Source organism: Streptomyces sp. NPDC102283 (genome assembly GCF_044766265.1).
GTDB lineage: Bacteria > Actinomycetota > Actinomycetes > Streptomycetales > Streptomycetaceae > Streptomyces.
Window position 1 is genome coordinate 45572 of sequence record NZ_JBIWLQ010000028.1, and the last position, 18269, is coordinate 63840.

The following is an 18269-nucleotide window of genomic DNA, read 5'->3' on the forward strand; positions in this document are numbered from 1 at the left end:
CGCCTGCTCCGTGCGCCGCCCCACCCTCGCTGACCTGGCGCACTGGTTAGGGTGGCCCGATGGCGAGAGTCCGGTTGAACGTGGCGGAGCGGCGTGAGGAGCTGCTGCGCGCGGCGGTCGGACAGATCGAGGCCCGTGGCGTCTCGTCCGTGCGGATCGCCGATGTGGCCTCGGTGCTGGGCGTGAGCAACGCGCTCGTCCTCTACCACTTCTCGACCAAGGAGAAGCTGGTCGCGGCGGCTTTCGCGTACGCGGCCGAGGCCGATCTCGCCCATCTCCGCAAGCTGCTGGCCCGCCGCACCACCGCCGTACGACGGCTGCGGACGGCCGTGCGGTGGTACGCCCCGACGGGGCAGGCGAAGGGCTGGCGGCTGTGGATCGAGGGCTGGGCGGCCTCCCTGCGCGATCCCGTCCTCCGGGAGGTCGCGGGCGACCTCGACCATCGGTGGAAGGCGGAACTGGCCCGGGTCATCGAGGAGGGCGCCGCGGCCGGAGAGTTCCGGTGCGAGGATCCCCGGTCGGCGGCCTGGCGGCTGACCGCCCTGCTGGACGGGATGGCGGTGCAGACCACCTCGTACGCGGGTCCGCTCTCCCGGGCCACGATGCTGCGGTGGACCGACGAGGCGCTCGCCCGTGAGCTGGGCATCGATCCGGCGGACCTGACCGGTCCGCCGACCACCGGTCCCCACGGAACGGGCCCCTCCGCGACCGGCTGACGGCACCGCCCGAAGGCCCGGCCCACCGGCCGCGCCGCGCTCAACCCGCCGTGCCCCCTCCCCCGGCTCCCTGGTCCCTCGGCCCCGGCTTCTCGGCCCGGCTCCTGCCCGCGGCGCCTCCGCCCCGACGACTCCCCGGGTCAGGTCTGGCGCACCGGTGCGTAGGCCGCCCCCTCCAGTCCGAACGTCCAGGCGACGCCGTCCTTCGCGGTCCGGGTCGCGGGCGGCACGCGCAGCCAGTAGGTGCGGTACGTACCGTCCGGCTCGGGGGTGGAGTTGACCACCTCGACCATCACCACGTCCTCGTCGCCGTCGAGCGCGATGCGCCAGAGGATGCCCGTCTCGTCGCGGTGGACGGGCTCGGCGCCCGACTCGGTGAGATACCGGTCGTAGCCGTAGTGCTCCAGCATCACGCGGCGCAGCTCCGCGTTCTCCTCGGCGCGGATCCGCTCGGGCGTGAGGGAGGGCAGCTCGGCCAGGAACGCGGCGGGAACGGGCATGCCGCGCCAGGCGTGGAGGGCGAATCCGTCACCGTAGGCGAGGGCCGGCCCCTCACCGTGGTCGAGCCGGCCCGCCTCGTCGCGGTGGAGGACGTCCGGCCGCTCGCTGATGACCGCGGCGTGTTCGTAGGGCCACCACCAGCCGGCGTTGCGGGCCACCTCCGCGAGCCCCGCCAGCCGGTCGCCCCGGCCGTCGAAGGCGGCGAGCCAGGCGGCGTCGTGCTGGCCGAGCACGGCGTCCAGGAGCACCATCCGCACGGCACCCTCGTCCTGGGGCCGGGGCGCCAGGTCGGCGACGACACCGGTCCGTATGCGCTCGGCGAGTGCGCTCGTGGTCTCCCAGAGCTGGGCCCCGGTGGCGGACCAGAGCGCCGACCAGCCCGCCGGGCCCAGCTCGTCGTACATCCGGCGGCGTTCCTCGGCCCATGGACGGGTGCGGACCTCCTCGCGCACCGACCGTCCGGCGTCGGCCAGCTTCTCCAGCGTTTCGACGGCGGCCCGGGGCGATGCGGCCCAGATGATCCGGTCCGGCTCGGCCAGGCCGGCGGTGCGATAGGCGCGCCGCACACCGGCCTCGGCCGCCGCCCGGTCCGCCCGGCCGGTCCCCGCCGCCACGCTCCGCCAGGAGTTCACGTTCTGCATCGGTTGTCCCCGTCCCCTGCTGTGCTCGTTCTGAATGGCCGTGCCCGCTGTGGCCGTGCCCGTTCTGGAAAGCCGTACTTGCTCCGGCATGGCGGAGCCGTCAGTCCGCCACGATGCGGATCGCGCCGGGTGCGTACTCCCGCTGCCGTACGACGCGGAACCAGCCCTTGGGGAGCGGGATCACGGCGTGCTCCTCGTGCACCACCCGCCCGCCCTCGGGGAGATGGAGCAGCATCGGGCCGAACCGGCCCGCTTCCCTGATCAGTCGGCCGGGGCCCTGCACGGCGTGCGCGTGTCCGGTGACCTCTCCCAGCGCGAGCACCAGCCGCCCCCGCCCGTCGCGCAGTTCGCCCGGTGCCTCCAGGAAGGGGGCGGGCACCGCCGACTCCTCCAGTTCCATGATCAGTACATCGCCCTGCCGGTACACGGACGTCTCCCCTCGGTTGCGGCACCCGCTGTGCCGACCACGGGAAAAACGCTACGGGCAGGGTCTGACAACGGACCGGCGCGACGGCCGTGGGCGGGTCCCGGTCGCCGCGTTGTCAGTGCGACTTGATAAACCTTGCGGACATCAGCCGTCCCCAGGATCAGGAGTTCAGGGCCATGTACGGTGCGCAGCATCTGCACGAGTTCGGCGGCCTTCCGGTCGCCGACTTCCAGCACACGACCGACGGGGGCGCCCGGCCCGCCCCGGACGCCGTGGCCTGGCGTGTCTCCGTCGACCCGTACGACGACGACCGGCCCTGGGAGGAGGAGTTCGCCGACTTCCTGGACCAGGTCGACCCGTCCGGCGTCCGGGCCCTGATCATCGGTCAGTGGGGTGAGTCGTACGAGGAGACCTCCTCGGTTCCGATCAACCTGGTGATCGCCGCCGCCGACCGGCTGACCTCGCTGGAGGCGGTGTTCGTCGGGGATCTGGAGGCGGAGCAGGCCGAGATCACCTGGATCCAGCAGTCGGACGTGACCGTGCTGCTGGCCGCCTTCCCCGCGCTGACGGAGTTCGGCGTGCGCGGCGGCTCCGAGCTGGTGTTCCCACCGACGAAGCACGAGCGGCTGCGGGCGCTGACCCTCCAGGCGGGCGGTCTCCCCGCCGAGGCGGTGCGGGGTGTGCTGGACAGCGAACTGCCCGCGCTGGAGCGGCTGGACCTCTGGCTCGGCGTGTCCGCCTACGAGGGCAACACCAGCCTCACCGACCTCGCTCCGTTGCTCTCCGGCACCCGTTTCCCCCGGCTGAACCACCTGGGCGTACGCAACAGCGAGATCCAGAACGAGATCGCCTCGGCCGTCGCCTCGGCCCCGGTCGTCGCCCAGCTGCGGGTGCTCGACCTGTCGAACGGGACGCTGGGCGACGAGGGGGCGGCCGCCCTCCTAGAAGGGCAGCCGCTGACCCATCTGGAACTCCTCGATCTCCACCACCACTTCCTCACCGACGCGATGGCGGAGCGGGTCCGCTCCGCCCTGGAACCGCACGGCGTGCGGGTCGATCTCGCGGAGAAGCGCGAGCCCTGGGGCGACCGGGGCGCCGAGGGCCGCTACACCGCCGTCTCGGAGTAGGCGTCATGACGTACCTCGGCATCCAGCACCTCGACCGCTTCCACGGGCTGCCGGTCCACTCCCCGGAGCAGTCTCCCGGGGCCCTGCCCGCCGCCGACTCCGTCGCCTGGCGGCTGGAGGGCGACTACGGCCAGGACACGGATTTCGCCACCGTGTGGCAGCAGTTCCTGGACACGGTCGACTCGCACCAGGTCCGAGCACTCGTCATAGGGCCCTGGTGGCATGACGAGTACCTTCCGTTCGCCCCGGTGATGGAGCTCGTCGTCGCCCACGCGGACCGCTTCCCGGCGCTGCGCGGGCTCTTCCTCGCCGATGTGGCGGACGAGGAGTGCCATGTCTCCTGGCTGCGCATGTGCGACATCACCCCGGTGCTCGAAGCCCTGCCGCTGTTGGAGGAGTTCGCCGTGCGCGGCTGCGGCCGGGAAGGGCTCGGACTGCGCCGGCTGCGCCACACGGCTCTGAGGACGCTGCGCTTCGAGTCCGGCGGCCTTCCCGGCGAGCTGGTGCGGGCGGTCGCCGCGAGCGAACTGCCCGCGCTGGAGCGGCTGGACCTGTGGTTCGGCAGTTCGTGGTACGGCGGCGACGCCACCGTCGACGACATCCTGCCGGTCCTGTCGGGTGCGGTGTTCCCCCGGCTGCGCCACCTGGGGCTGCAGAACAGCGAGATCCAGGACGAGATCGCCGCCGCGGTGGGTTCCGCGCCCGTCATCGCCCAGTTGGAGACCCTGGCGCTGTCGATGGGCACCCTGAGCGACGCGGGCGGCGAGGCCCTGCTCAACGGGCAGCCCCTGAGCCATCTGTCCACGCTGGACCTGCGCCACCACTACCTCACCGAGCCGGTGCTGGACCGGGTCAGGGCCGCGTGCGCTCCGGCCGTCGTCGAGGCGGGCGAGGCCGAGGAGGACTACGGGGACCCGGACGACGAGGACTACGAACCGGAACGCTATGTCGCCGTCAGCGAGTAGCGGCGGGGACGGCCCGGTGCCGCGCTTCGCGGTCGTCGGCAATCCGGACAACCGCCGGGTCGCCTTCTTCGAGGAGGCCGTGCGCTCCGCCGGTCTGCCCCCGGCCCGGGTGGTGTCCTGGCTCCAGGTGCTGCGTGGCGAGGTGGTGTTCGCGGCGGGCGAGAGCGTACGGATCGATTCCCCCGGTGAGGACGCCGAGGTGGAGCGGCTGCTCCGCGGGGTCGACGATCCGACCCGGGTGGAGGGTTCGGCCCGGTGGTACGCGCGTTTCACCGCGGCGGTGGACGCGGTGGCGGGCGCGGCGTCTGCCGCGGGCGCCGAGGTGCTGGGCTCCCCCGGTGACATCGCCGCGCTCTTCGACAAGCGGCTGTGCCACGGGCTCCTCGACCGCTCGGGGGTTCCCGTGCCCGCCTCGCCGACGTCCGGCCCGGGTGCGGTCCCGGTGCGCGGCTGGTCCGACGTACGGGAGTCGCTGCGCGAGCACCGGATGCCCCGGGCGTTCGTGAAGCTCGCGCACGGTTCCTCCGCCTCCGGGGTGCTGGCGGTGGAGACGGCGGGTCCCGGCCGGGTCCGTGCGAGCACCTCGGTGGAGCGGGACGCGTCGGGGCGGCTGTTCAACTCGCTCCGGGTGCGGCGCTACACCTCGGAGGCGGAGGTCGGCGCGATCGTGGACGCGCTGGCCCCGGACGGGCTGCACATCGAGCGCTGGCTGCCGAAGGCGTCCCAGCGGGGGCGGGTCGCGGATCTGCGGATCGTGGTGGTCGGCGGCCGGGCGACGCACGCCGTGGTGCGGACGAGCGCGAGCCCCATGACCAATCTGCACCTGGGCGGGGCGCGAGGCGACCTCGACGAGGTCCGGGCCGCCGTGGCGGCGGCCGGCGGCTGCTGGCGTGAGGCGCTGACGATGTGCGAGCGGGCGGCGGCCTGCTTCCCCGCGACGCCCTGTGTGGGCGTCGATCTCCTGCCCACGGCCGGCTGGCGGCGTTTCGCCGTCGGCGAGGTCAACGCCTTCGGCGACCTGCTGCCCGGACTGACCGGTCTGCCGGGCAGCGGCGCCGAGGGCCTGAACACCTACGCGGCGCAGGTCGCCGCCGTACTGGACCGAGCAAGGAACCACCGTGCCGTCACCCCTTCCTGACCTCGACACGTCCCGGCCGCCCGGCGGGCCCGGCCGGCCCGACATGGCCGAGGTCGTGGGCAGCCACGATCTGCTGCTGGTCACCCTGGACACCCTGCGCCACGACGTCGCCGTCGAGCTGGCGGCCGCCGGGCGCCTCCCCAACCTCGCCCGGCATCTGCCCGGCGGCGTCTGGGAGGAGCGGCACGCCCCGGGCAGCTTCACCTACGCCTCGCACCAGGCGATGTTCGCCGGGTTCCTGCCCACGCCCGCCTCCCCGGGGCCGCATCCCCGGTTGTTCGCGGCACGGTTCGCGGGCAGTGAGACGACGGCGGACGGCACGTTCGTGTTCGACACGCCGGATCTGGTGTCGGGGCTGGCCGCCGAGGGCTACCGCACGGTGTGTGTCGGCGGAGTCGGCTTCTTCAACCGTCAGGGGCCGCTCGGTTCGGTGCTGCCCGGGATGTTCCAGGAGAGCCACTGGGAGCCCGGCTTCGGTGTCGCCTCCCCCACCTCGTTCGAGGAGCAGGTGGCCGGGGCGGAGCGGATCGTCGCGGCGCTCCCCCGGGAGCGGCGGCTGTTCCTCTTCGTCAACGTGTCCGCCCTGCACCAGCCGAACTGGTTCCATCTGCCCGGGGCGACCCGTGAGGCGGGCGACTCCCGGGCCACGCACGCGGCGGCCCTGGAGTACGTGGACCGGCACATCGGCCGGCTCTTCGCCGCCGCGAGCAGCCGCCGCCGGTGCTTCGCCATCGTCTGCTCGGACCACGGCACCGCTTACGGCGACGACGGCTACACCGGTCACCGGCTCGGCCACCCGGCCGTCTGGACCGTCCCGTACGCGCACTTCTTCCTCGAACCACCCGCACCGTTCGCACCACCCGCACCACTGGAACCGGGGGCCACCCGATGACCGCCACCACCGCCACGGACACGGCCGCTGCCACGCTCCCCGCCGTCCGGCCCTACGAGAGTTACGTCTACGCCTATCCGCACAAGACGGCCTACCGGCCGCTGGAGGACCGCCCGTCGCTGCGGTCGCTGTGGGCGGCGGAGCCCAAGGACGCGCTCTCCCTCTATCTCCATATACCGTTCTGCGAGGTCCGCTGCGGCTTCTGCAACCTCTTCACCCGGATCGGCGCGCCCGAGGAACTGACGACGCGCTATCTGGACGCGCTGGAGCGGCAGGCCGTGTCCGTGCGGGACGCCCTGGGCGACGAGGAGCCGGTGCGATTCGCCGCGGCGGCGTTCGGCGGCGGCACACCGACGTTCCTGACCGCAGGTGAGCTGGAGCGGCTCTGCGACATAGCGGAGCAGCGGATGGGCGCCGACCTGCGCTCGGTGCCGCTGTCGGTGGAGACCTCCCCCTCCACGGCGACGGCGGACCGGCTGGCGGTGCTGGCCGACCGGGGCACGACGAGGATCAGCATCGGTGTGCAGAGCTTCGTGGACGAGGAGGCCAGGGCGGCGGTCCGCCCGCAGCGCCGCGCCGATGTGGAGGCGGCGCTCGGCCTGATCCGCGAGGCCCGGATCCCGGTGCTGAACATCGACCTGATCTACGGGATCGACGGGCAGACCGAGCGCAGCTGGCTGGCCTCGCTGAACGCGGCGCTGGCCTGGCGGCCGGAGGAGTTGTATCTCTATCCGCTGTACGTCCGCCCGCTCACCGGTCTGCACCGCCCGGGTGCGGCGGCCGGCGCCGGGGCGGAGGCCCTGGAGCAGGCCGCCTGGGACGAGCAGCGGCTGCGGCTGTACGCGGCGGGACGGGACCATCTGCTGGCACAGGGCTACGAGCAGGTGTCGATGCGGATGTTCCGGCGGACCGATGCCCCGCGGGAGCAGGAGGGTCCCGAGGACTACGCCTGCCAGACCGACGGCATGATCGGCCTGGGCTGCGGGGCCCGGTCGTACACGGGCGCCCTGCACTACTCCTTCGACTACGCGGTGGACATGCGGGAGATCCGGTCGATCATCGACCGCTTCACCGTTGCCGAGGACTTCTCCCGGGCCGAGGTCGGCCGGTACGTCGACGCGGACGAGGCACGTCGACGGCATCTGCTGCAGTCGCTGCTCCAGGCCGCGGGGCTGCCGGTGGCGGACTACCGGGCGCGGTTCGGCACGGACCCGGGCGCGGACTTCCCGGCCGAGCTGGCGGGGTTCGCGGCCCGGGGCTGGCTGGACGCGTCGGCGCCGGACGGTCTGCTGAGGCTGTCCCCGTCGGGCCTCGCCCACTCCGACGCGCTGGGTCCCGCGCTGTTCTCCCCCGGGGTGCGGGCCGCGATGGCCGCGTACGAGCGGAAGTGACGGGGCCGTGGACCTGACGATTCTCTACCGGGGCCCGCTCGCCTCCTGCGACTACGACTGTCCGTACTGCCCGTTCGCCAAGCGGCGGGACAGCCGCGCACAGCTCACGGCGGACCGGGAGGCGCTGGAGCGGTTCACCGGCTGGGCCGCGGAGCGGACCGGTGACCGGCTGTCCGTGCTGTTCACCCCGTGGGGCGAGGGCCTGGTGCGCTCCTGGTACCGGCGGGCGCTGACCGATCTTTCGCGGCTGTCGCACATCGGACGGGTGGCGATCCAGACGAACCTGAGCTGCCGCACCGACTGGCTGGCGGACGCCGATCCGGAGCGGATCGCGCTCTGGTGCACGTACCACCCGGGCCAGACACCGTACGAGCGGTTCCTGGGCAGGTGCCGGGAGCTGTCCGCGAGGGGAATCCGCTACAGCGTCGGCGTGGTGGGCTTCGACGCCCATCTGGAGGAGGCGCGGCGGTTGCGGGCGGCGCTGCCGCAGGAGGTCTATCTCTGGGTGAACGCCGCCGAGGGGCACACCTACACCGACGAGGAGGCGGCGCGGTGGACGGAGCTGGATCCGCTGTTCCCCTACAGCCGTGATCCGCACCGTTCGGCGGGGCTGCCCTGCCGGACGGGCGAGTCGGTGATCTCGGTGGACGGTGACGGCACGGTGCGCCGCTGTCACTTCGTCAAGGCGGAGCTGGGGAATCTCTACGACGGCAGCTACCGCCGGGCGCTCGGCCCGCGGGCCTGTCCGCTCGCCGTGTGCGACTGCCACATCGGCTATGTGCATCTGGAGTCGCTGCCGCTGTACGACGTGTTCGCGGGCGGTGTCCTGGAGCGGATACCGGCAGGGCGCCTCCTGGACGGGGGCACGCCGCCGGACGGGCTCGTGGTGCCGAGCCCGTCCCGGCGTGCGCTTCCCCTGCTGGGGCCCTGACCGTCCCGTCGGCTACAGCGGCAGAAGGTCCGGGCGCTTCGCCGCGACGTGGTCGCCGGAGGACTCTCCGCGCAGTCGTCGGCCGATCCAGGGCACGAGGTATTCGCGGGCCCACTGGATGTTGTCGCGCCGTGCGTCGAAGGGCCGGCGCTGGACCTGCGGGGGCCAGGGCTGGTCGGGGTCGGCGGGCACGTCGTGGCCCAGGACCTGGGCGGCGCGCAGCGCGACGCGGGTGTGGCCCTCGGGCGACAGGTGCAGCCGGTCGTTGTCCCACGCTCGCCGGTCCTGCACGGAACGCAGCGACCACAGGTCCAGCACGGGGCAGTGGTAGCGGTCGGCGATGGCCCGCAGGTGGACGTTGTACGTGGCGATCTTGCCGCGCATGTGGCGCAGCACCGGAACGCCCCGGGTGTCGAAGCCGGTGGTGACCATGACCGTGCCGACGGCGTTGCTCAGGTCGGCGACCGCCCGCTCGAAGCGCTCGGCGAGGTCGTCGGGGTCGGTGCCGGGCCGGATGATGTCGTTGCCGCCCGCGCAGAAGCTGACCAGGTCGGGGGCCAGTTCCTTGGCGCGCGGGATCTGCTCCTCGACGATCTGGTCGAGGAGACGTCCTCGTACGGCGAGATTGGCGTAGCGGAAGTCCCCGTGCGGGGAGTCCTCGGGGCCGGCCACCGCGTCGGGGGCCGGGAGCCGGTCGGCGAGGAGTACCGCGAAGCGGTCCGCCCAGCCGAGATACGTCCCGTCGGGGCCGGGGTCGCCGACGCCCTCGGTGAAACTGTCGCCAATCGCCGCGTACGACCCGATGGTGTGCTGCTGGTTGTTTCTCGAATCGTCTGCCACAAGCACTTATCCTGCATCGTGCGATGTGACCTACGCGACCGTAATACGGGGTTGACGGGTGGTGAGATAGACCACCCGGTCAGTTTTTGGTAAAGCCGGAATAAGTGGAGGGGCGGTGCGCCGCCGCGCACCGCCCCTCGATCACTCCTCGCCGTGTCCGGTCAGACGGAGACGCCGTGCTGGCGCAGGTACGCGATCGGGTCGACGTCCGAGCCGTAGCTCGGGCCGGTGCGGACCTCGAAGTGCAGGTGCGGGCCGGTGGAGTTGCCGGTGGAGCCGGAGAGACCGATCTGCTGGCCGCCGGTGACGGTCTGGCCGACGGAGACGTTGAGCGAGGACTGGTGGGCGTACTGGGAGTACATGCCGTCCTCGTGCTGGATGACGACCTCGTTGCCGTAGGAGCCGCTGTTGCCGGCCGAGACCACGGTGCCCGGGCCGATGGCGAGTACGGGGGTGCCGGAGGCGGCCTGGAAGTCCGAGCCGGTGTGGTAGCCGCTGGACCAGCTGGCGCCGGAAGCCCGGTACTGGGTGGTGACGTTGGCACTGGCCAGCGGGGCGGACCAGCCGGAGCCGGTGGCCTCGGAGGAGCCGGTCCGCGACGGGCTGCCGGAGCCCTCGGAGTCGTCGGCGGAGACGGTGTCCGCCTTCGGGGCCTCCTTCGGGGCGGCCTTCGGCGCCGGTTCGGCCTTCTTCGGCGCCGCGGACTTCTCGGCCGGGGCGGAGCCCTTGGCGCCGAGGGTCAGCTTCATGCCCGGGTGGATCAGGCCGGGGTTCTCGCCGACGGTGGAGCGGTTGTCCTGGTACAGCTTCTCCCACCCGCCCTTGAGCTGGTGCTCGGCCGCGATCTTCGCCAGGTAGTCGCCGGAGACGACGGCGTACGTCTTCGGGGCGGCGTTCGACGCGGTGGGGGCGGCGGCCGGGGCGGTGTGCGCGGCGGCGACCGAGGCGGCGGCGGGCTTCACGGCCGGGGCGGCCTGGTCCGCGGCGCTCGCCACGGTGGCGCCGATGAGCGGCAGGACGAGTGCGGCGCCGCCGGTCCCTGCGACGAGGACGCCGCGGGAGATCGGGCCGGACTTCGAACGACGGTGCTTACCCTTTGCGGGCATGGGATGGTCCTCTCCGGCGCCTGCGAGGTGAGCTGTCGGGTTCGGGCTGGAGATGCCCTGTCGCGTTGCGGCGACTTCACCCCGAGCCGGTCCGGATCGCTCCGGATCGGCGGCTTACCTGGTTCCCCCGCTCCTGCCACGCGTTTGTGGGTGGGTGCGAATTCCGGGCGGCGGCAGGATTAGGCGGTCCGTCCGGATTGCGGCGACCGTAAACGAGTCAGGACGAGCGGAACAAGCCATCGGTTGCCCGCCGGAATCATCGATTCAATATCGCTCCGGAATTCCCGTCACACTCCGTGGATTACGGATCTTGGATTTCCGTGCGGGCAACGGGAATACCCCGGGGCGCGCTCACCACGGACCGTCACGGATATGATCCCGCTCACCTCCGGAATCCCATCTCCCCCATTAGCGGGGCATGTTCTGCGAAATGCACCAATACGGACATGCGGTCTGCCTCGCTTCTGACGCCAGGTCAGACCGGTCGCCTCGACACCCGCACCGGGGCGCGCGACCGTGATGATTTTCCGTCTAATCGATGTCGTATCGTCACGGGAGCGCCCTCGCCGGCGAGCCGCGCCGACGCCAGAGACCCCAGGAGTGACCGTGACGCAGCAGGTGCCGCAGGTCCCGCCGACAGAGACCGTGCTGACCGGAGTCCGCAACTTCCGCGACGTGGGCGGGCTCCCCACCGCGGACGGGCGGCGCACCGCCTTCGGGCGGCTCTACCGGAGCGGCCACCTGGCCCACGCCACCGCCGAGGACGCGGCCTTCCTCGGCGGGCTCGGGCTGCACACGATCTTCGACTTCCGCCACTCCGCCGACCACCGGCTCGACGGGTACGACATCGAGCTGGCCGGTGTCCGCAATGTCAGCATTCCGCTCTCGGACCCGGCCGACGGCGCGGAGTTCTGGCGGCTGGTGAGCGACGGAAACATCGAGCAGTTGCGCTCGGTCCTCGCGAACGGCAAGGGCGCCGACCGCATGATCCGGATGTATCGCGCGACGATCGAGGAGCGCACCGCCGAGCACAGCCGGGTGCTGCACTCCCTGGCCGAGGACAGCGTCCCCGCCCTGATGCACTGCGCGGCGGGGAAGGACCGGGCCGGTCTCTCGATCGCGGTCGCCCTGCTGGCGGTCGGCGTCGAGCCGGAGGCGATCGAGGAGGACTACCTCAAGTCCGACGACCTCCACCGCCGCTACGCCGTGAAGCGCTCCGAGGCGTCCGGCACCGGGATGTCGCCCGAGGTGCTGGAGCTGCTGGACCCGCTCTTCGGGGCGCGGCCCGCCTACCTCGCGGCGGCCTTCGCGACCATCGAGGAGAACTGGGGAACGACGGACCGCTACCTCTCGGAGGGACTGAAGGTCTCCCCCGAGACCCGGGAGCGGCTGCGTGAGCGCCTGCTCGACCAGGGCTGACCCGAACGGCGAGCGATCCGTCCGGGGCGGGCGGTCGTCCGTCCGACCGCGTCACTTGCTCCCGGCCACCACGAAGAGCAGGTAGAGGAAGCCCGCGATGACGTGGCCGGCCACCAGGTAGGCGAAGAGGCGGATGACAACACCGCGCGGCATCCGCTTCTCCTGCGGGTCCTCGTTCGGGCGGCGGCCGGGGCCCAGCGGGTCGTAGTGCTCGGAATCGGACATGACGGTCCTCTCTGTCGGCCTCGCGGCCGGTGGAGCGAAGGATGGAGCCGGCCGGGGCAGCCGGTTCAGCGCGCGTGGAGGGCGTTGCCGAGGCACAGCTCGGCGGCGGGGCTCTGCAGCAGGGAGTGGACGAAGAGCAGCTCCGCGCCGCAGCGGTCGACGGCCGCGATCCGGTGCGGGGTGAGCGAGTCGAAGTGGGCGCTGTCGCCGGGTTCGAGGTCGTGGACGGTGTCGCCGAGGCCGATCCGCAGCCGCCCCTCCAGGACGTACAGCCACTCCTCGCCGGGATGGACCCGGACCAGGTCGCCCTGGGCCCCGTACGGAACGCGCACCCGCAGCGCCTGCATCGCGCGGCCGGACCCACCGGCCTGCCGGTACATCCAGCCGTCGGCCTCCGCCCCCTCGAAGCCTCCGCCGCGGACGATCGCGTCCCGTTCGGGCGGCTGCTCGCCGAGCAGCTCGGAGACCGTCGTACCGTAGATACGGGCGAGCCCCAGCAGCATCGGCAGCGAGGGCTGCCTGCGGCCGGTCTCCAGCCGCGAGAGATGTGCCGGGGAGAGTCCGGCCCGGCCGGCGGCGGTCTCCAGGGTGAGACCGCGGTCACGACGCAGGTCGCGCAGTCGGGGTGCGACGCCGGGAAGCTCGTCCGGCACCCCTTCGTCCGCAGGGTTCATGCCTCCATTGGGCCAGGATCTTTCCTCTGAGGCAAATAACTTACCTCAGAGGCAATTCCCGCCCCGGACCGGTCAGCGGTTGGCCACGGCCTGTTTGACCAGCGTCCGGCCGAAGTCCCACATCAGCCCGCCGCCGCTGTGCGCGTCGTCCATGACGGACGTGAAGGCCGTCATGAAGCGGTCCACCTCCGCCTCCCCGATGACCAGCGGCGGGATCAGCTTGATCACTTCCAGGTGGTCGCCGGAGACCTGGGTGAGGATGCGGTGCTTCCGGAGCAGCGGCACCACGACCATCTGGGCGAAGAGGCCCTTGCGGGCCGCCTGGAGCATGGTCCAGCGGCTGCGGAGCTTGAGCGAGGCGGGCCGGCCGAACTCGATGCCGATCATCAGCCCGCGCCCGCGGACCTCGTGCAGCAGCTCGTAACGGTCCACCAGGGCCGCCAGCCGCTCACGCAGCAGGTCGCCGGTGCGCCGGGCGTTGGCGACGGTCTCCTCGTCCTCCATCACCGTCAGGACGGCGAGCCCGGCCGCCATCGCCTGGGCGTTGGAGCCGAAGCTCGCGGAGTGGACGAGGACCCGGTCCATCGAGGAGTAGACCTTGCGGAAGATCCAGTCCTTGCCGAGGGTCGCGCCGACGGGCACATAGCCGCCGGAGAGCGCCTTGGCGACGCACACCAGATCGGGCTCCACCCCCTCCTCGTGCTGGTAGGCGTAGAAGTCCCCGGTCCGGCCGAGACCCGTCTGCACCTCGTCGACGATCAGGAGAGCCCTGTGCCGGTGCAGCAGCTCCTGCGCCTCGCGCAGATAGCCGGGCGGCGCGGCGTGCACGCCCTTCCCCTGGATCGGCTCCACGACCAGGGCCGCGACGTCGCCCCGCTTCAGCTCGCGGCGCAGCGCTTCCAGGTCGCCGAGCGGCACGGCCGTGTCCGGCAGCAGGGGCGCGAAGCCGTCGCGGAAGCCGCTCTCCCCGTTGACCGAGAGGGAGCCGGTGGTGAGTCCGTGGAAGGCGTGGTCGCAGTAGAGGACCCGGGGCCTCCCGGTGGCGTAGCGGGCGAATTTCAGCGCCGTCTCGACCGCTTCGGTGCCGCTGTTCCCGAAGAAGACGCGGTCCAGGTGCGGGCTGTGGGTCAGCAGCTTCTCGGCGAGCAGTCCGGGCAGCGGCTGGCAGTCGAAGCGGGTGAGGTCGGCGAGTTGCGCGTCCAGGACGTCGTGCAGGGCCCGGCGGACGACGGGATGGTGGCGGCCGAGGCCCATGACGCCGAACCCGGCGAGCATGTCGAGGTAGTCGTTGCCCTCCGCGTCCCAGAAGTACGCGCCCTCGGCCCGCTCGTAGACCTTGTCGAAGCCGATGGTGTGCAGCATGCGCGGAAGCTGGTGGTTGAGGTGGCGTGCGTGCAGGTCGTACCGCTCGGCCCCGCGCTCGGCCAGGAGCCGGGCCAGGTCGAAGCCCCGGGATCCGCCGTCGGTCATCGCCCGCTCTTCCCTTCGGGTGTGCTGCGCCATGGGGGCCGGCCGCCCCGGGAGACCCGCGGCGGCCGGCCGTGCCTCGTCGGACACCGCCTCAGCGGTTGCTGCTGATGGTCTCCCGCGCCGCGCGCAGGGATTCCTTCAGGGACCCCATGGTGGCGAGCACCGCCGTGGGCTCGTAGCCGCAATGTGCCATGCAGTTGGCGCAGCGCGGGTCCTTGCCGCGCCCGTACTTCTCCCAGTCGGTCTCCTCGATGAGCTGACGGTACGTCGGTACGTAGCCGTCGTTCATCAGGTAGCAGGGGCGCTGCCAGCCGAAGAGCGAGTAGTTGGGGATCGCCCACGCGGTGCACGGGAAGTCCGCCTTGCCCTCCAGGAAGTCCAGGAAGAGCGGCGAGTGGTTGAGCCGCCAGCGAGCCCGGTTGCCGCCCGCGAAGGCCTTCTTGAACAGCTCCCGGGTCTGCTCGACGCCGAGGAAGTGCTCCTGGTCGGGGGCCTTCTCGTAGGCGTAGGCGGGAGAGATCATCATCTCGTCGACGTGCAGGTCGTCGTTGAGGTAGTTGAGGACCTCGATGATGGTCTGCGGGGTGTCGGTGTTGAAGAAGGTGGAGTTGGTGGTGACGCGGAAGCCGCGCCGCTTGGCCTCCTTCATCGCGGCGACGGCCTCGTCGAAGACGCCTTCCTTGGCGACCGACTCGTCGTGCCGCTCGCGCAGTCCGTCGATGTGCACGGCGAAGGCGAAGTACGGGGACGGGGTGAACTTGTCGAGCTTCTTCCGCATCAGCATCGCGTTGGTGCAGAGGAAGACGTACTTCTTCCTCGCGACGAGCTGACGCACGATCTCGTCGATCTGGGGGTGCATCAACGGTTCGCCACCGGCGATGGACACCATGGGGGCGCCGGATTCGAGCACCGCGCCCACCGCCTGGGCGACCGGCATGCGCTGCTTCAGGACACCGGCCGGGTGCTGGATCTTCCCGCAGCCCTCACAGGCGAGGTTGCAGGCGAACAACGGCTCCAGCTCGACGATCAGCGGGAACTTCTCACGCTTGCGGAGCTTCTGTTCGAAGAGATACGTCGCAACCTTGATGGACTGACGGAGCGGCATGGCCATCTGGCTCACCTCCTGGGGAGCAGTAAAGATCGGTGCCATTCGTAGAAAGCCGGAAGGACGGAACGAAGAACGCGGAACGCCGATATTCCACCGCGTACGGTGCCGATACGGACGAGCTCATGCTCTGGAGCGTCCACGACCACCCGGACGGCCGCAACCGGGCGCGGCCCGTGGCACAGGGCGGTACGCAGCGTCGCGGCGGACTCCATGTCCACCGCGATGGCCCCGCCGGCCCGCAGCGCGGCCCGCTCGGAGCCCCGTACGACGTGGTCGGAGCCGGTCAGCGGGCCGGTGTGGACCCTGCGGCCCGGAACGGCCCTGGCGAGCGCGGCGACCAGGACGCCGGTGCCCGCGCAGGGCGTGGTGCCGTCCGCGTCCCGGGTCTCCTCGGCGACGACCAGGTCCCCCGGGTGCATCCCCGGGGCGAGGCCGGCGCAGAAGCCGGAGGCGATCACGGCGGCGTCGGGGATCCCTCCGGAGCCCAAAAGGCGCGCCACCGCCGCCTCGGCCGCCCGGGGGCCCATTCCGGTGCGCAGGACCCGGACCGGGCCCGGGGCGCCCCTGCCGCTGCGCAGGGCCACCTGCTCGATGCCGAGGGCGCAGGCGACCAACAGGGGAGTCACGGGGCTCCCGGGCCCTCTGGGATCGCCCATCAGGCCCCCTCGGCGGCGCCCGCACGGTCGGCGAACGGGTCGCCGTACACAAAACGCCCGAGTGCGGTGAGAGGGAAGACCTGGCGGTAGAGGTGGTAGTTGATGGAGAAGTCCCAGGGGAAGCCGGTGCCGGTGAAATACGGCTCGTCCCAGGAGCCGTCGGCCTGCTGCGCCTCGGTCAGCCAGGTGACACCGCGGACGACCGGGAGGGTGTCCCGGCGGCCGGCGGCGAGGAGGGCGAGCAGCGCCCAGGCGGTCTGGGAGGCGGTGGACTCACCGTGCCCGATCCACTTCTCCTCCTGATAGGAGCGCAGGTCCTCGCCCCAGCCGCCGTCGTCGTTCTGGACGGACTCCAGCCAGGCGACGGCCCGGCGGATCGCGGGATGCCCGGCGGGCAGTCCGGCGGCGATCAGGGCGGGCACCACGGACCCGGTGCCGTAGACGTAGTTGACGCCCCAGCGGCCGAACCACGCCCCGCACGCCTCCTGTTCGGCGAGCAGCCACGCGATGCCCTCGCGGGTACGGGGGTGGTGGGCGAGGCCCTCGACGGCGAGCATCTCCACGACATGGCCGGTGACGTCCGCCGACGGCGGGTCGATGACCTCGCCGAAGTCGCAGAAGGGCAGGCGGTTGGGGAAGGGGCTGGTGTTGTCGGCGTCGAACGCGCCCCAGGCTCCGTTGCGGGACTGCATCCCGAGGCTCCAGCGGACCCCGCGGTCGATGGCCGCCTGCATGCGGGCGGGGTCGGGGTGCCGTACCCGGCGCAGCGCCAGGACGACTTCCGCGGTGTCGTCGATGTCCGGGTAGTTGTCGTTGTGGAACTCGAAAGCCCAGCCACCTGGGGCGAGTTCGGGTTTGCGCACCGACCAGTCACCAGGTCTGGTGATCTCCTCGGCCAGCATCCAGTCGGCGGCCTTCACCAGAGCGGGGTGGTCGGGTCCGAGTCCGGCGTCGGCCAGCGCGATGGTGGCGAGGCAGGTGTCCCAGACGGGCGACTGGCAGGCCTCGACCATGCGGGCGCCGTCCTCGCGCCGGACGGCGAACCGGTCGAGCGAGGCCAGGCCCGCCTTCATCACCGGGTGATCGAGGTCGTAGCCGAGCAGGTGCAGGGCGATGACGGAGTAGACGGCGGGCGGCTGGATGCCGCCCCAGCAGCCGTCGTTCTCCTGGCGCTCGATGATCCAGCGGGCGGCCAGGTTCATCGCGATGCGGCGCAGTGGGCGCGGGGCGACCTTGTGGTAGAGGTGCAGTCCTTTGTCGAGGCGCTGGAAGAGTCCGTCCCAACTGGCGGGCGGGGCGAGCTTCCTGGCCGGGTTGGGGTGGACGGGGTCGGTGTGCAGCTCGTCCAGGGCGAAGGGCGCGGGGCGCACCGGGCGCTTGGCGGAGACGACGGTGAGCGGCACGATGGTCTGCCGGGCCCAGCAGCCGAAGTCGTAGATGTTGAGCGGGACCCACTTGGGGAAGAACATCAGCTCGGGCGGCAGTTCGGGGAGGTCGTCCCACTTCCACCAGCCGAACAGGGCCAGCCAGATGCGGGTGAAGACGCGGGCGGCCGCAATGCCGCCCCGCTCCCTGATCCAGCCGGAGGCGCGTGCCATGTGCGGTTCGTCGGGGCGGTCCCCGGCCAGCCGCAGGGCGACGTACGCCTCGATCGTGGCGGAGAGGTCGCCCGGTCCGCCGTAGAAGGTGTTCCAGGTGCCGTCGCCGAGCTGTTCGCCGCGGATGAAGAGGGCGGCCGCCCTGGTGGTCGCGGAGTCCTGGATGCCGAGGAACTGACGCAGGAGCAGGTCCTCGGCGTCCATCGTGACGTTGGTGGCGAGGTCGCCCTTCCACCAGCCCTGCTCGTCCTGTCTGCCGAGGAGGTGCTCCACCGAGCGTTCCGCGGCCCGCCGCGCGGCGACCGTCACGTCGTCCGTGGCGGTGGTCGTGTCGGTCGGATCGTATGCCGGGGCACCGCAGAGGTTCGCGGCCCCGGTCGATCCGTCGGTCGTCGCTGTCATGAGCTTCCCCTTCGTGCAGTGGTTTCTCTGCTGTGCTGGGGT

At 72.0% G+C, this 18269-nt stretch carries 18 protein-coding genes and 1 riboswitch; of the genes, 8 read left to right on the forward strand and 10 right to left on the reverse strand.

Going from position 1 to position 18269, the window contains the following annotated elements:
• The first annotated feature begins 59 nt into the window (after positions 1-59).
• Positions 60-716, forward strand: coding sequence for a TetR/AcrR family transcriptional regulator (locus tag ACIRJT_RS36060; RefSeq protein WP_403918054.1), 657 nt, complete (start codon positions 60-62; stop codon positions 714-716).
• Between the two features lie 140 nt (positions 717-856).
• Here ACIRJT_RS36060 and ACIRJT_RS36065 read toward each other — a convergent pair whose 3' ends face one another.
• Positions 857-1858, reverse strand: a complete 1002-nt coding sequence (locus ACIRJT_RS36065; RefSeq protein ID WP_403918057.1) for a DUF6745 domain-containing protein — start codon at positions 1856-1858, stop codon at positions 857-859.
• 100 nt (positions 1859-1958) lie between these two features.
• Positions 1959-2285, reverse strand: coding sequence for a hypothetical protein (locus tag ACIRJT_RS36070; protein ID WP_097933007.1), 327 nt, complete (start codon positions 2283-2285; stop codon positions 1959-1961).
• 176 nt (positions 2286-2461) lie between these two features.
• On the opposite strand from ACIRJT_RS36070, the gene ACIRJT_RS36075 reads away from it, so the two are divergent.
• Genes ACIRJT_RS36075 through ACIRJT_RS36100 form a run of 6 tightly spaced genes read left to right on the forward strand, consistent with a single transcriptional unit; the run spans position 2462 to position 8729 of the window.
• Positions 2462-3412 (forward strand): STM4015 family protein, encoded by a 951-nt coding sequence (locus ACIRJT_RS36075; RefSeq protein ID WP_403918060.1) that lies wholly within the window; start codon positions 2462-2464, stop codon positions 3410-3412.
• A 5-nt stretch (positions 3413-3417) separates the two neighbouring features.
• Positions 3418-4377: an STM4015 family protein gene (locus tag ACIRJT_RS36080; protein WP_403918063.1), complete on the forward strand. Its 960-nt coding sequence runs from the start codon at positions 3418-3420 to the stop codon at positions 4375-4377.
• Complete coding sequence (locus ACIRJT_RS36085) at positions 4358-5515, forward strand: STM4014 family protein (protein WP_403918066.1); 1158 nt, start codon at positions 4358-4360, stop codon at positions 5513-5515. Before ACIRJT_RS36080 ends, ACIRJT_RS36085 begins: the two co-directional genes overlap by 20 nt.
• A gap of 43 nt (positions 5516-5558) precedes the next feature.
• On the forward strand, positions 5559-6407 hold the full coding sequence (locus ACIRJT_RS36090) for an STM4013/SEN3800 family hydrolase (protein WP_403918135.1): 849 nt from the start codon (positions 5559-5561) through the stop codon (positions 6405-6407).
• Positions 6404-7798: an STM4012 family radical SAM protein gene (locus tag ACIRJT_RS36095; RefSeq protein ID WP_403918069.1), complete on the forward strand. Its 1395-nt coding sequence runs from the start codon at positions 6404-6406 to the stop codon at positions 7796-7798. The genes ACIRJT_RS36090 and ACIRJT_RS36095 overlap by 4 nt, the downstream gene beginning before the upstream one ends.
• Positions 7799-7805: 7 nt before the next feature.
• Positions 7806-8729 carry an STM4011 family radical SAM protein gene (locus ACIRJT_RS36100; protein WP_403918072.1) on the forward strand — a complete coding sequence of 308 codons (924 nt, stop codon included), beginning with the start codon at positions 7806-7808 and terminating at the stop codon, positions 8727-8729.
• A gap of 12 nt (positions 8730-8741) precedes the next feature.
• On the opposite strand, the gene ACIRJT_RS36105 is transcribed toward ACIRJT_RS36100, so the two are convergent.
• Together ACIRJT_RS36105 and ACIRJT_RS36110 are read right to left on the reverse strand one after the other, a co-directional pair.
• Positions 8742-9569 (reverse strand): SGNH/GDSL hydrolase family protein, encoded by an 828-nt coding sequence (locus tag ACIRJT_RS36105; RefSeq protein ID WP_403918074.1) that lies wholly within the window; start codon positions 9567-9569, stop codon positions 8742-8744.
• Positions 9570-9730: 161 nt separating this feature from the next.
• Entirely contained in the window at positions 9731-10675 is a 945-nt protein-coding gene (locus tag ACIRJT_RS36110; RefSeq protein WP_403918076.1) for a peptidoglycan DD-metalloendopeptidase family protein, read from the reverse strand.
• A 4-nt stretch (positions 10676-10679) separates the two neighbouring features.
• Positions 10680-10838, reverse strand: a riboswitch (cyclic di-AMP (ydaO/yuaA leader).
• Between the two features lie 443 nt (positions 10839-11281).
• Here ACIRJT_RS36110 and ACIRJT_RS36115 point away from each other — a divergent pair.
• Complete coding sequence (locus tag ACIRJT_RS36115; RefSeq protein ID WP_403918079.1) at positions 11282-12094, forward strand: tyrosine-protein phosphatase; 813 nt, start codon at positions 11282-11284, stop codon at positions 12092-12094.
• 51 nt (positions 12095-12145) lie between these two features.
• Here ACIRJT_RS36115 and ACIRJT_RS36120 read toward each other — a convergent pair whose 3' ends face one another.
• From ACIRJT_RS36120 to shc, 6 genes are all read right to left on the reverse strand, one after another.
• Entirely contained in the window at positions 12146-12319 is a 174-nt protein-coding gene (locus ACIRJT_RS36120) for a DUF6126 family protein (RefSeq protein ID WP_205085224.1), read from the reverse strand.
• Positions 12320-12384: 65 nt separating this feature from the next.
• Entirely contained in the window at positions 12385-12993 is a 609-nt protein-coding gene (locus tag ACIRJT_RS36125; RefSeq protein ID WP_403918082.1) for a helix-turn-helix domain-containing protein, read from the reverse strand.
• 72 nt (positions 12994-13065) lie between these two features.
• Positions 13066-14463, reverse strand: coding sequence for an aspartate aminotransferase family protein (locus ACIRJT_RS36130; protein ID WP_403918085.1), 1398 nt, complete (start codon positions 14461-14463; stop codon positions 13066-13068).
• Between the two features lie 91 nt (positions 14464-14554).
• Entirely contained in the window at positions 14555-15574 is a 1020-nt protein-coding gene (gene hpnH / locus ACIRJT_RS36135) for an adenosyl-hopene transferase HpnH (protein ID WP_265598038.1), read from the reverse strand.
• 5 nt (positions 15575-15579) lie between these two features.
• Entirely contained in the window at positions 15580-16227 is a 648-nt protein-coding gene (locus ACIRJT_RS36140) for a 1-hydroxy-2-methyl-2-butenyl 4-diphosphate reductase (protein WP_403918088.1), read from the reverse strand.
• The gene (gene shc, locus ACIRJT_RS36145) at positions 16227-18227 is read right to left on the reverse strand and encodes a squalene--hopene cyclase (RefSeq protein ID WP_403918090.1); all 2001 of its coding nucleotides are present in this window, start codon (positions 18225-18227) and stop codon (positions 16227-16229) included. Before shc ends, ACIRJT_RS36140 begins: the two co-directional genes overlap by 1 nt.
• Between the last annotated feature and the right edge of the window lie 42 nt (positions 18228-18269).

What these genes read in the sequence shown, in the direction of transcription:
- ACIRJT_RS36060 (WP_403918054.1), top strand. Translation starts at nt 60, where the DNA reads ATGGCGAGAGTCCGGTTGAACGTGGCGGAGCGGCGTGAGGAGCTGCTG.
- ACIRJT_RS36065 (WP_403918057.1), bottom strand. Translation starts at nt 1,858, where the DNA reads ATGCAGAACGTGAACTCCTGGCGGAGCGTGGCGGCGGGGACCGGCCGG.
- ACIRJT_RS36075 (WP_403918060.1), top strand. Translation starts at nt 2,462, where the DNA reads ATGTACGGTGCGCAGCATCTGCACGAGTTCGGCGGCCTTCCGGTCGCC.
- ACIRJT_RS36080 (WP_403918063.1), top strand. Translation starts at nt 3,418, where the DNA reads ATGACGTACCTCGGCATCCAGCACCTCGACCGCTTCCACGGGCTGCCG.
- ACIRJT_RS36085 (WP_403918066.1), top strand. Translation starts at nt 4,358, where the DNA reads ATGTCGCCGTCAGCGAGTAGCGGCGGGGACGGCCCGGTGCCGCGCTTC.
- ACIRJT_RS36090 (WP_403918135.1), top strand. Translation starts at nt 5,559, where the DNA reads ATGGCCGAGGTCGTGGGCAGCCACGATCTGCTGCTGGTCACCCTGGAC.
- ACIRJT_RS36095 (WP_403918069.1), top strand. Translation starts at nt 6,404, where the DNA reads ATGACCGCCACCACCGCCACGGACACGGCCGCTGCCACGCTCCCCGCC.
- ACIRJT_RS36110 (WP_403918076.1), bottom strand. Translation starts at nt 10,675, where the DNA reads ATGCCCGCAAAGGGTAAGCACCGTCGTTCGAAGTCCGGCCCGATCTCC.
- ACIRJT_RS36120 (WP_205085224.1), bottom strand. Translation starts at nt 12,319, where the DNA reads ATGTCCGATTCCGAGCACTACGACCCGCTGGGCCCCGGCCGCCGCCCG.
- ACIRJT_RS36125 (WP_403918082.1), bottom strand. Translation starts at nt 12,993, where the DNA reads ATGAACCCTGCGGACGAAGGGGTGCCGGACGAGCTTCCCGGCGTCGCA.
- ACIRJT_RS36130 (WP_403918085.1), bottom strand. Translation starts at nt 14,463, where the DNA reads ATGACCGACGGCGGATCCCGGGGCTTCGACCTGGCCCGGCTCCTGGCC.
- hpnH (WP_265598038.1), bottom strand. Translation starts at nt 15,574, where the DNA reads ATGGCCATGCCGCTCCGTCAGTCCATCAAGGTTGCGACGTATCTCTTC.
- ACIRJT_RS36140 (WP_403918088.1), bottom strand. Translation starts at nt 16,227, where the DNA reads ATGGGCGATCCCAGAGGGCCCGGGAGCCCCGTGACTCCCCTGTTGGTC.
- shc (WP_403918090.1), bottom strand. Translation starts at nt 18,227, where the DNA reads ATGACAGCGACGACCGACGGATCGACCGGGGCCGCGAACCTCTGCGGT.